Here is a 12846-nt window from a genome sequence, read left to right as displayed (position 1 = left end):
AATGTTTTAACTGCGCGAAAGCGAAGCGGCAGCGGCAAAATGTTTTAACTGCGCGAAAGCGAAGCGGCAGCGGCAAAATGTTTTAACTGCGCGAAAGCGAAGCGGCAGCGGCAAAATGTTTTAACTGCGCGAAAGCGAAGCGGCAGCGGCAAAATGTTTTAACTGCGCGAAAGCGAAGCGGCAGCGGCAAAATGTTTTAACTGCGCGAAAGCGAAGCGGCAGCGGCAAAATGTTTTAACTGCGCGAAAGCGAAGCGGCAGCGGCAAAGCGCCCAGTCGGAACGGAAATCAACCATACGCTATGGTAAGGAGCTTCCTTTGTATACTAGGGAAGTCTCTTAGAATTTAACTTCTTTAAGCCGATTCTGGACGCAATTACGCCAAGGCCTAATTGATTTATAGTTCTTCCTGGAAATAAATTTTGTAGAACTTTCGATTTGTAGATTCATCGTAGCCTACTTCAATTAGTTCATCTACTTTCTCGATATCCTGTACGTTTACCTGGATTTCAATATTGGAGTCGAGTTTAATTTTACGTTTATATTTTTTTTCAGCCTTTTCAAGTGCGCTCTCAGAAATAACAGTTTCATAAGGTTTTACCGAATTGATGATAATGTCTTTTTGTGTTGGCTCCGCATTTTCAAACACCGTTTCAATATAATTATTTACTTGAAATTCATCTTCATTTCTAAAATAATCAAGCGTTTTATTTAAAAGACCTAGCTTTTCAGTATTTGTAAAGCTTTCTTCTTTTAAGATATATTTTTTGCATTCTGTTAAGGCTAAATTCGTTTTATAATAATGTTCATCTGCAGCTTTAATCTTTAAAAAACGTTCTTGCCAATAGATAATATCTTCTTTCCTTTTCGTTTTCATAAAGACAGCAGGTGTCTGTTCCGGCCCCATATCTACGATGATGGCCATATTGTTTACTTTCTTTACATTGATGCCATCAATACCGTTGATAACCATTTTATTTTGGTCGTTTTTTACATCTAAAAACATTTCTTTTTCATCAATTTTAACGATGGCGATTATTTTTTTAGCTGCTGTAGACAGAAAACAATTGTCAAATAATCCAATAAACAATTCGCCACTTTTAATGTTAGGGTGCTGAGATACACTATGTAAGTGTTTAGCAATGTTTATTGATTGTTCAAGGAAACTATTTTCCTGCTCAAAAATTGCTCTCACATATGTGTAAACCTCATTTAACCCAATATTTGTTTCATGAAAAAATTCAAATTGCTGTTCCAAATCAATTTTGCTAAACGCTAGCTGTGTAAAAGCTGCCTCTAGCATGACCTCTGGTTGTGTTAATGATTCTTCACCTAACACGAGTGCATCGTCAATAAAATGTATAATATATTGTGCTAACTTACTTTCACTTACTTCTAGCATGTTTTCCACCTTCTAAAATAGCATTGTAGATAATATACCATATCATATATAGGACAATATTTTAATGTATTTTATTAGTAGTTATAGTGATCACCAATGTAACTGAAATCTTTTGCACAACAATTGCAAAAGATTTTTTTTTACACAAAAAAGATTTTCAACATAATTACAACCTTATTCATATCTTGCGAATAATGTTGAATGAAATAAGTTTAAAATGCTGTTGCTTAGATAATGATGGAACTATATAAAACGTGAAGCTGTAATTCGCTTTATTATCAGCTTAAGAGGGTGATGAATATGTGGGAAAAGATCTTAGCCTACATTCCAGAATGGAAAGTATTTATGCAAGGTTTTATTGTATTTTTCATTCCCTATATTATTTTCAAATTGTTTAATGGGATAGTATCTAAACAAGAGATGAATGACGATGACATGGTGAAAATAAAAGGTCAGGCGAAACCAAAAGATGAGCTTGAACACCAAACAGTGAAATCTTCCCAAGAGTCATTTGATTATTATACGGGTAATTACAACTTAGATGTTGAACTTGTTAAGAAAGAGATTGGTCATAACTGGGATGTGCATTTTAGGGAGTTTCACATAGGTAACACAGACATACGTGCAACGATTATTTTTCTTGATGGGCTGTCAGATAAAGAACTGATTAATAAACATATTTTGACATCTCTTATGGGGGATTTTTCACAAAAAGATGATCTGGAGTCTTTATATGAAAAAGGAGTCTTTTTACAGACATTTATTAAAAATGAAGTTCTTTCCGTTAGTGACATAACAGAAGAGTATGATGTAAAGCAATCTGTAGGCAAAATATTAGCAGGGATGACCGCCTTGATAATTGATGGAATGCCAAATGTATTAATGCTCGGGACAGTCAAAGGAAAATCGCGCAATATTGAAGAACCGGTATCAGAAGCATTGGTTCGAGGTCCGAGATTAGGCTTTACAGAAACGTTAAGTGATAATACGGCTCTATTGAGACAACATGGTGAAAATAGTGATTTATCAATTATCAATTTCCAAGTAGGTAAACGTACAAAAAAAGAATTGGTTATCGCCTATGTTAATGAGATTGCAGACCCGAACTTGGTCGAAGAGGTTAAGAAAAGAATTGAAACAATAAATATTGATGATGTTGCGGAATCGGGCTACGTAGAGCAACTAATCGAAGATAATTATCTCAGCCCTTTTACACAAGTTCAGAATACGGAACGCCCAGATCGTGTTTTTGCTGCCTTGATGGAAGGAAGAGTGGCAATTTTATTAGATGGGACACCTTTTGCATTAATCGTGCCAGTGACATTTAGTATGTTATTGCAATCACCAGAAGACTATTATGAACGATGGTTGCCAAGTACGCTCATTCGTCTATTACGTTATTTAGCTGCAACTATTACGCTTTTTGCACCATCCATCTATATATCGTTTGTCTCGTTTCATCAGGGCTTAATTCCAACTAAGCTAGCATTGTCTATGATGGGAACGAGGGAAGGTGTTCCATTTCCTGCAATAATTGAGGCACTAATTATGGAAGTAGCTATTGAAATTTTACGAGAAGCTGGGCTTCGTTTGCCTAAGCCTATTGGTCCTACAATGGGAATAGTCGGAGGGCTTGTTATTGGGGAAGCTGCTGTACAAGCAGGGATTGTTAGCCCCATTATGGTAATTGTTGTTGCGTTAACAGCTATTTCTTCTTTTGCTATTCCGCAATATAATGCGGGAATTTCATTGCGCATGCTTCGTTTCGTAGCAATGTTTTTTGCTGCTTTATTTGGTTTATATGGGGTTATCCTGTTTTTCTTACTTCTTTGCAGTCATTTGGTGAAGTTGAAGAGTTTTGGCATCCCTTTTGTTAGTCCGACGGTTCCTTATAGAGCAAACGATTGGAAAGACTTTATGGTTCGTATGCCACTTATGATGATGAAACGTCGTCCGAAGATGTTGCATACAAAAGATTCTAGCCGTCAAGATTAGTCACTAGGAAAGGAAATAAACTGGCATGATGATTAATTCACAAGACAAAATTACGGCTTCACAAGCAGTTGTTGTCCTCGCTAATTATATTTTGGCTACAGGAATACTTACCTTGCCAAGAACATCTGTTGAAAAGGTCAAATCACCGGATGTATGGATTAGTGTTTTTTTAGGAGGCGTCATTGCGATAATCGCAGCCGTGATTATCGTGAAATTAAGCCAAAAATATCCTGAAAAAACCTTCTATCAATATAGCCAAGATATTGTAGGGAAATGGGTAGGTTGGTTTTTGAGTTTGCTTATAATAGTCTATTTCTTTACAATTTCAGCATTTGAAGTCAGGATAATGGCTGAAGTAACCTCACTCTTTCTGCTCGAAGGTACGCCAACTTGGGCTATCATTTTGCCCTTTATGTGGATAGGGCTCTATTTGATTAGTAGCGGAATCAATTCGATTGCTCGACTATTTGAAATCATCTTTCCTATTACGTTTGTCCTCTTTTTATTGGTAGCTTTTATGAGCTTGGGCATATTTGAAATAGATAATCTACGTCCGGTATTAGGATTGGGAGTCATGCCAGTATTAAAAGGAGTAAAGACAGCAACCCTTGCATTTTTAGGTCCTGAAATTATGCTGTTGCTTGTCGCATTAATGAAGCAGTCTGAGAAAACGAAAGCAGTAAAAGTCGTCCTTGTTGGCTTAACGATTCCCTTATTCTTTTATGTCATAACAGTTGTTATGGTAATAGGTGCTTTATCAATCGATGGAGTTGTCACGAGAACATGGCCTACATTAGAACTTATGCGAAGTTTTGAAATTCCGGGGTTAATCTTTGAACGATTTGAGTCTTTTTTACTCGTGATTTGGATTATGCAAATATTCGCCACCTTTTCTATTACCTATTTTGCCGCTGCTTTAGGATTAGCTCAACTCTTTAAAAAGAACATACAGCCCTTTATATTTGGTTTGTTACCGATTATTTACATTATTTCTATGACGCCTAAAAATATCAATGACCTCTTTAAGTTCGGTGATATGATTGGGAATGCTGCATTATTCTTATTTGGTGTTTTTCCAGTACTCTTACTTTTTATTTCGAGGTTGAAGGGTGGAAAGACATGAAACTAAACAATATGATGGTGCGATTTCGTTTAGGTTTGCTATTATCTCTTATACTTTTAATTCTTACAGGTTGTTGGAGCAGTAAAGAAATTGAAGACTTAGGTCTTGTTGTAGGTACCTCGTTAGATGTAGAAACAGATAGTAGTTCTAGGGAGGCATTGGAGGAACAAGAAGCTAGAAACTCTAATAAAGAGCTGATTACAATTACCAATCAATTCGTTAACTCAGAGACAACTGGTTCCGGTGCGAAAGAAGGTAAAAAACAACAAAAAGCTTACAAAAACGTTTCTGAAACCGGAGATGCTATTCTTCCTACTTTGCGTAATATGATGTTAAAAAACGACAAACGAGCCTTTGCAGAACATTCAAAGGTCATTGTCCTAGGAGAGGATTTTGCAAGTGCATTCAATCTAACACAAACAATGGATTTTTTTCTTAGGGAACTGGAAATGAGACCAAGTGCGCTTCTTCTAATCGCTAAAAATCATGCAAGTAATATTCTTGAATCGAACGAACCAACTAAAATTCCTGCGTTTCAACTTGTTGAGATGATGAAAGGACATAAAAGAACGACAAAGATACTACCACCGATGACATTTGCAAAGTTACAAGGAAAATTAAATTCTAGAGCAAGTTTTTTATTGCAAAGTGTAACTTCAGAAAATGGAGAAATTAGATTTGCCGGAGCAGCTGTGATAAAAGGTAGCACAAAAAAACTGCGAGGTTTTCTTACGGGAAAAGAATTAGAGGGGATTACGTGGATAACTGGAAAGGGCAAAGGTGGTTTAGTAACAAGTTTTTATGAAGGGACTGATCAGCCGATTATATACGAGATATTGTCAATGAAAAGTAAAATTACACCCCATGTTGATGGAGACAATATCTCATTTAATGTAAAAATCGAATCTGAAGGGCGAATTGCTGAGCATTGGGTACTTTCTGAGAAAACATTTGATAATAAGTTTTTGAAAAAAGCAGAAAGGGCTACTGAAAAAGAGGTAGAGCGTCTTGTGAAAAATGTTTTAGAGAAGATACAAAAAGAATATCAAACGGACGTATCAGGGTTTGGAACAAGATTGAGAATAGAGTATCCAAAAGTATGGAAAAAGCTAAAAAAAGATTGGGATCAAACATTTAGCGAGATACCGATTCAGTGTGAGGTAAAAATAACGATAAAAGACTATGGGACGTCAGGGGAATAAAATTGATTTCGTTTTATGAAGGATAATAAATGGACATGGTAGTGAAGTATTTACAATGCTAGGAAATATAAAAGGGATTAAGTTCGGTATACTAACACTTAATCCCCAAAAAACTGTAGATAAAGAATAAAAGCAGGTATTCTACCAAAATTGACATTGGTAATCGTTGGAGTATACTGGAATTAAACGGAAGATATGTAAGTGAAAACAACGATAGATGAGGTCATTTTGTATGGAATACAGTATTAAACCAATAGCTGTAGTGAGCAATAGTCGAAAAATGATTGAAGATGACAATTGGGGTAACGTCATTTCTACTGTTGAATTGACAAAAGATATACATGCATCGTCTTTAACAGGGATTGATGATTTTTCTCATTTAGAAATAATTTTTTATTTTGATAAAGTTGTAGATGAGAAAATTCAATATGAAGCGAGACATCCGAGAAATAATAAGGATTATCCGGAAGTCGGTATTTTCGCTCAGAGAGGCAAAAATAGACCTAACAAAATAGGTGTAACGGTTGTAGAATTACTAGAATTAAAAGATAGAACATTAATCGTTAGCGGCCTCGATGCTATTGATGGAACACCAATTATTGATATTAAACCTGTCATGAAAGAGTTTTTACCAAAAGGTGAATTAAAGCAGCCAAGTTGGGCAACTGATTTAATGAAGAATTATTGGGACTAGTATATGTACACAAAAGGAATGAAGATTTTTTAATTTCAATTTAATTGAAGGAGTAAACAATATGTTTTTAAATCTACATATTGAAACCGAGAGGCTCATCATTCGGCCATATGCTTTAACTGATTTGGATGAATTGTATGCAGTAGTTTCTGAGCCTGATTTTTATCGATTTATTCCAGAGGATGTACCTAGTCGAGGTGATGTTCAGCGGATAATAGAGTGGTCCATTCAATGCAACAAAAAAAATACGCTTTCCAAAATACATAAATTGAATCTAGCCATAGTAGATAGGGAGAGGCAAACGTTAATTGGCTATTGTGGCCTTGGTCCAGATGATGTAAAAGAAACTGAGGTCGAAATCTATTATGGTATTTCGAATGCTTATAGAGGGCAAGGAATTGCGTATGAGGCTGCACAAGCTTTACTGAATTATGCGTTCAATAAGATTGGTTTACTTAAGGTTATTGCAGTCGTTCATCCTGAAAACGTGGCCTCTTTACGAATTGTAGCTAAACTAGGAATGAACTATGAATATACGTATATAAATCTTAATCCGGAACTGAAGGATTTTGAAGGATTACTTCATTATGCTATAGATAATCCTTCCGATGTTGATACGCTTTAAACGTGGCCAATTGCCTTTAGTGAAGTGATTAGTTTATTGCGGAGAGACTCGTCTGATAAGGTAAATGTGCTGTTCTAATTGAAGCAGTACCTAAAGTAAAAGGAATCTACGTACATTAAAGTATGCAGATTCCTTTTTATGTTTATTATTGAGGGGTAGATTGTGCGTTATCGATAATTTCTTGTGGGATATCGATTGTTTTTAGGTGATTGAACTCAGTGAATGTCACAACTGATTTTGTTTTCGTTTCTAGTTCTTGATTTTCAATCTTCATTTTCAAATCGAAATTCATATCCATTTTAGTTGTATCGAAAGTCTTTTTATCGATTTCTAGAACGTAGTGTATTTTATCAATCGTTAAGTTATCAAGTGGATTTTCTTCAAGACCCATATCTTTCATTGATTTGCTAATTTCAGAATCGATCAGTTCTTTAAATTCATCGCCCTTAGCGTCTAAAGTTAAGATATATGCATTATCAGTTTGTTCGAATTTGAAATCTTTAATATAGTTTTTAAGCTGTTCTAATTGTGCCTTAGCATCCGCAGATGATGCAGTTTGTTCCATAATGTCATCAAATTGCTCGCTTGGTAATTTAAACCAATTATTAGTTGCTTCATCCTTCATGAAAAAGCCTTGATCTTTCTTCATGTACATATCAATCGGTATTTCTGTACTTTTTTGATCTGCACTAGCCATATCTGGCATTGTCATTGAACCTGATAAGTGCATAGCAATTGGATCGGTAACTACATCCATATCCATATTTGATTTGATGGAAAACTCCATAGATTGTTCGCCTGCTTCAACTTTGGAATCTTGAGTCAACTCCATTTTTGCAGTTGTACTTTTAATGTCTGATTGGCGCTCTACCGCTTTTTCATACACTTGCTCTAAAGTGAGTTTACTTGTATTAGTTGTGTCTTTCTTAGGGGTAGCGCTACTGTTACAAGCTGCCAGTGTTAGTGCTAGTGCTCCAACACTTAAAACTTTAAAAAATTTGTTCATTACTTTCATCTCCTATTCTTGGTAAAAGATATAGCAATCTCTTTTTATATATGAAATAAAAAGTAGATTTACGCCATATTTATTTATTTAGTTACTAATTTAAAATAGGAATGGTGCTAGGGGTCAATAAGCGAACATTAGTGGATTAGTTATTGAATAGAGGTTTCTAATGGTTTTGTGTTATAGCAAGGGACTATTGTAGCTAGTAGTTTCATATAGGTGAGCACGCTGAGCCAGAAAGCTTTTTTGTAAATGGGAGTTCTTCAAAATTTGAGACTGCTATACAAACTTTTAACAGATCAGTGCCAACTATGTTTGTAAATAAGTAAGTGAGGGGCAAGTCATAAGAAGGATTGGTATTTTTGAGTTGAGAAATTAGTAAGACAAAAAGAAAGAGCCGAGAAAATGATATCATTTTCTCGGCTCTGTTTATCAATTATAGCCCCAGATCATTGCGAATAATGTACCAATGATTGTGACAACACCTACGAATACTGAATATAAAATCGTTGTATATAACGTTTTCTTGTCTTCAGATTCACCGATGTGCATGAATAATACTAATTGTACAGTTGCTTGTGCAAGAGCAGTTACTAGTAAAACACCAAATGCCATGTTAAGAGACATATCGAATTTAACAACAGCTAAAGCTACAACTGTTAGTAATAGTGAGAAGCCGAAGCCCATCACATGTTGTTTTGGGAATAATTCCTTCATCAGCTAATCAGTCCTTTCAAGTAGACGAAGCTGAAGATGAAAATCCAAACAACGTCTAAGAAGTGCCAGTACAGTGAGAAGATAAACGCTTTGTTAGCCGTTTGTGGGTTTAAACCACGGCTAGCTACTTGCATTAAAATGGCAACGCCCCAGAAGAAACCAAATGTTACGTGGAGACCGTGGGTACCAAGTAAAGTCATTAATGCCGATAAGAATGCACTTGTTCGAATTGTTGCACCTTCATTAACATATGTGACAAATTCATCGATCTCAATGGCTAAGAAGCCAAGACCTAATAGAAGTGTGATGATGAAAAATGCCATCATCGCTTTTTTATTGCCAATGCGCATTGCATGAACACCAAGACCAATTGTGAAACTACTTGTTAATAATAAGAATGTTTCCCATAATACTGGTGTTAGTTCGAAAATCTCAGCGCCATTTGGGCCACTACCTGTACGTGTTTGAAGTGTGAAATACACTGTAAATAGTGTGGCGAATAATACGATTTCGGCACCAAGGAAAATCCAGAAACCGAAAATTTTCAGGCGATTTTCTTCTGTACTATATTCTAATGGAAGTGAAGAATCGATTTTCATATTATTTATCACCTCTCAAGCTTTTTTCAGTTGCCATAACTTCTTCAACTGAAATGTATCGACCATGATCCTTTTCGAATGAACGATGAATCATAAAGCCAAATACACCAATCATACTAATGATTGCTGGAACCCATAGATTGAATACAGCAAAGAATGCTGCAAGGAAGAAGAATCCGCTCATCCAGAATGGAGTGCCAGTGTTGTTAGGCATGTGAATTTTTTCAATTTTACCGGCTGTAATATCGCGACCTTCTTTTTTCGCGAACCAGTATTCATCTAAACGTGTAACCGTTGGAACTACTGCAAAGTTATACTCTGGTACTGGAGAATGAGTAGCCCATTCTAGCGTACGACCATCCCAAACATCTGCTTTTTCATTACGTGGCATATGTTTCCAGCTGTAGTAAATGTTATATACGATTAACGCAAAGCCGACAGCAAGACCAATACCACCGATGAACGATAGCATGTTCAATGGACCGTAGCCAGTTGACTCAGAGTAAGTGTACATACGACGAGCGTAACCATCTAAACCTAAAATGAATAGAGGGAAGAATGTTACGTTAAAGCATACTGCGATAAACCAGAAAGCAGCTTTACCTAGTTTTTCATTTAAACGGAAACCGAACATTTTTGGCCACCAGTAGTGGTAACCTGCAAGTACACCAAATACTGTACCTGGAATTAATACATAGTGGAAGTGGGCAACTAAGAACATCGTATTATGATATTGATAGTCAGCACTTGCCATTGCAAGCATTACCCCTGTAACCCCACCAATTGTGAAGATAGGAATAAAGCCAAGAGCGTAAAGCATAGGAGTTGTAAATTGAATTTTACCGTGTCTCATTGTGAGCAACCAGTTAAATATTTTAACCCCTGTCGGAACAGCGATTGCCATTGTTGTAATAGAGAATACGCTGTTTACCATTACACCGTGACCCATTGTATAGAAGTGGTGGGCCCATACTAAGAATGATAGTAACGAAATAACGACCATACTCATAACCATTGATTTATAGCCGTATAAGTTTTTACGTGCAAATGTCGCAATGATTTCAGAGAAGATACCGAAAGCAGGTAGGATAACGATATAAACCTCAGGATGTCCCCAAACCCAGAATAGGTTGGCCCAAAGCATATCCATACCACCATTTTGCATTGCAAAGAATTGTGTACCGAATTGACGGTCAAGCATCATTAATGCAAGTGCTACAGTTAATACTGGGAATGCAAATACGATAATAATGTTTGTAATTAAAATTGACCAAGTGAACATTGGCATTTTCATTAATGTCATACCAGGTGCACGCATTTTAATGATTGTTGCGATGAAGTTAACACCAGTCATTAACGTACCAATCCCTGATAATTGTAAAGCTAAAGAATAGTAGTTGTTCCCAACAGTTGGACTGAATTCTGTCCCAGCTAATGGGAAGTATGCTGTCCAACCAGCATCAGGTGAACCACCAATGATAAATGATAGGTTTAATAAACCACAACCAGCTGCAAATAACCAGAAGCTGACTGCATTCAGACGTGGGAAGGCAACGTCACGAGCACCAATTTGCAGTGGGATTACAATGTTCATTAAACCAATTACGAATGGCATAGCCATGAATAAAATCATTAATAAACCGTGTGTTGTGAAAATCTCATTATAGTGTTGTGCATCAAGAAGTCCATTATCTGGAACTGCCGTTTGTGCACGCATTAATAGTGCATCGATACCGCCGCGGAATAGCATCAAAAGTGCTGTAGCGATATACATAATACCGATTTTTTTATGGTCAACAGTTGATAGCCAGTTTTTGTAGAAATAGCCCCATTTTTTGAAATATGTAAGGCCAGCTACGATAACAACGGCTCCAACTACGATACTAATAGCTGCCGCTAAAATCATCGGTTCTTGCATAGGATGGAATACTTCTTCCATACTCATTGGATGCGCTCCTTTCAGGTGTAAAAATTAATGTGAATGTGTTGCTTCAGAATTTTTTTGTGAATCAGTGATTCCCATGCTCCATTTTAGAGTGATCCATTTCATCTTCGGACATGTCCATATCACTATGATCCATGCCGCCCATTTTCATGTGTTCACTGTGTTCCATTGGAGCAGGTCTAAATTCTAAGTGTGTAGATGAATAGCTTGAACGACCAACGTGTTCTGCTTTTAATAGTTCATCAAATTTTTCTTCTGTTAATGGTTTTTCTTTTGATTTCACATCAGAAACCCATTTGTCGAATTCTTCTTGTGTCATAGCTTCTGCTTCAAATTCCATTTCAGCAAAACCGCGACCGTTAAAGTTAGAGTTACGGCCCATGTATGAACCAGGTACATCTGCAGCAAGGTGAATAGTTGTTAACATGTCACTCATCGCGTATTTTTGACCAGCTAATTGTGGAATCCAGAAACTTGTGATTGGTCCGAAAGAGTAAAGTTTAAACTCGATTGGACGGTCAGTTGGAATATTTACATAGTTTACAGTTTCAACACCTTGCTCTGGATAGCTAAAATGCCATTTCCAGTTAGAAGATGATGCGTAAATAACAAGTGGCTCTTTATTGTCATAACCTTCTGGTGTTGTCTCGACTGTACTTGTTGTTCTTACAGTAACAACTGCCAAGAATGCCACTATGATAATAGGGATAACTGTCCATATTATTTCAAGTAGATGACTACCCTCTTCGTGAGGAGGCTCATAATCGGCAGATGATTTTGAAGCACGATATTTAGTTAGCATAAATGCTAAAAGCACATACACGACTAGTAATATAAAGGCCATTGTAATAATGGATAAAATAATTGTGTCTGATAATGTTTTGGCATTTGGCCCTTTAGGATCAAAAATTGTTAGGGGTTCACAGCCAGCAAGAATTGCTAGCGCACTAAATGCAACAAACATTAAGCTTAACTTTTTCTTCATGTTTGACTCCTTTCTATAAAACGGCTATTCATAAATTTCATGTGTTTATATATAGATTCGAAATTATAAATAGTGGGTAATACGGTCACCTCTTTTAATTGTTGTACCAATCAAATAATCAGAAATACTAACAATGGCATGGTTCACTATGAAACATTGAATTTAGTATTTGATTGGTCTATTGCAAGCGTTCGCAAAGTCATTAATCTGTGTAATCGATTTTCAAACAATATGTCATAATCGATCGACACAAATGTCGTCGTTTGCATATAGGATTATACGCCCCGTTTGAAAGAAAAAAAATTATTTTTTTATATTTTTAATAGTAAACCGGGGATAAATATGAACATTTTTTGAACAAAAATCGTTATTTCAATATTAGTATTTTTGTGTTTAATATAATAAACACTGTTCAAACGTTGAAAACACTGAGTTTCTTATCCTTAACTATGTAAATAGTTTTTTTTGTGAAAACGTCATTTCACATTTCAGACGTCATTTTGTAATAAAATCGCCGTTAAATTAGGTTATTGAATGCTTTATTGTTGCGTTTTT

Annotated in this window: 11 protein-coding genes; 5 read left to right on the top strand and 6 right to left on the bottom strand. The window is 36.1% G+C overall.

The genetic code is table 11. The features are described 5' to 3' along the window. Positions 1-395: 395 nt before the first annotated feature. Positions 396-1400 carry a nucleoid-associated protein gene (locus tag ABNX05_RS24045; RefSeq protein WP_349662003.1) on the bottom strand — a complete coding sequence of 335 codons (1005 nt, stop codon included), beginning with the start codon at positions 1398-1400 and terminating at the stop codon, positions 396-398. A gap of 435 nt (positions 1401-1835) precedes the next feature. On the opposite strand from ABNX05_RS24045, the gene ABNX05_RS24040 reads away from it, so the two are divergent. The 5 genes from ABNX05_RS24040 to ABNX05_RS24020 all read left to right on the top strand — a co-directional run bounded on the left by ABNX05_RS24040 (position 1836) and on the right by ABNX05_RS24020 (position 7039). Further along, positions 1836-3395 (top strand): spore germination protein, encoded by a 1560-nt coding sequence (locus ABNX05_RS24040; protein WP_349662005.1) that lies wholly within the window; start codon positions 1836-1838, stop codon positions 3393-3395. Positions 3396-3420: 25 nt separating this feature from the next. Continuing rightward, a complete protein-coding gene (locus ABNX05_RS24035) occupies positions 3421-4518 on the top strand; it encodes a spore germination protein (RefSeq protein WP_349662002.1) in 1098 nt (365 codons plus the stop codon). Then, positions 4515-5720: a Ger(x)C family spore germination protein gene (locus ABNX05_RS24030; RefSeq protein ID WP_476425351.1), complete on the top strand. Its 1206-nt coding sequence runs from the start codon at positions 4515-4517 to the stop codon at positions 5718-5720. The genes ABNX05_RS24035 and ABNX05_RS24030 overlap by 4 nt, the downstream gene beginning before the upstream one ends. A 232-nt stretch (positions 5721-5952) precedes the next feature. After that, complete coding sequence (gene tsaA / locus ABNX05_RS24025; RefSeq protein ID WP_349662001.1) at positions 5953-6414, top strand: tRNA (N6-threonylcarbamoyladenosine(37)-N6)-methyltransferase TrmO; 462 nt, start codon at positions 5953-5955, stop codon at positions 6412-6414. A 61-nt stretch (positions 6415-6475) separates the two neighbouring features. After that, positions 6476-7039 (top strand): GNAT family N-acetyltransferase, encoded by a 564-nt coding sequence (locus tag ABNX05_RS24020; RefSeq protein WP_349662000.1) that lies wholly within the window; start codon positions 6476-6478, stop codon positions 7037-7039. Between the two features lie 145 nt (positions 7040-7184). On the opposite strand, the gene ABNX05_RS24015 is transcribed toward ABNX05_RS24020, so the two are convergent. The 5 genes from ABNX05_RS24015 to qoxA form a co-directional block, all read right to left on the bottom strand. Further along, entirely contained in the window at positions 7185-8045 is an 861-nt protein-coding gene (locus ABNX05_RS24015; RefSeq protein ID WP_349661999.1) for a DUF6612 family protein, read from the bottom strand. 432 nt (positions 8046-8477) lie between these two features. Next, positions 8478-8762 (bottom strand): cytochrome aa3 quinol oxidase subunit IV, encoded by a 285-nt coding sequence (qoxD, locus tag ABNX05_RS24010; protein WP_323647659.1) that lies wholly within the window; start codon positions 8760-8762, stop codon positions 8478-8480. Continuing rightward, positions 8762-9361, bottom strand: a complete 600-nt coding sequence (gene qoxC / locus ABNX05_RS24005) for a cytochrome aa3 quinol oxidase subunit III (RefSeq protein WP_349661998.1) — start codon at positions 9359-9361, stop codon at positions 8762-8764. The genes qoxD and qoxC overlap by 1 nt, the downstream gene beginning before the upstream one ends. 1 nt (position 9362) lies before the next feature. Next, a complete protein-coding gene (qoxB, locus tag ABNX05_RS24000; RefSeq protein ID WP_349661997.1) occupies positions 9363-11306 on the bottom strand; it encodes a cytochrome aa3 quinol oxidase subunit I in 1944 nt (647 codons plus the stop codon). A 64-nt stretch (positions 11307-11370) separates the two neighbouring features. After that, on the bottom strand, positions 11371-12291 hold the full coding sequence (gene qoxA / locus ABNX05_RS23995; RefSeq protein ID WP_349661996.1) for a cytochrome aa3 quinol oxidase subunit II: 921 nt from the start codon (positions 12289-12291) through the stop codon (positions 11371-11373). Positions 12292-12846: the final 555 nt, after the last annotated feature.

Source organism: Lysinibacillus zambalensis (genome assembly GCF_040183165.1).
GTDB classification, from domain to species: Bacteria; Bacillota; Bacilli; order Bacillales_A; family Planococcaceae; genus Lysinibacillus; species Lysinibacillus zambalensis.
The sequence above is the reverse complement of the archived record's forward strand: the minus strand, read 5'-3'. Positions and strand labels throughout refer to the sequence as shown.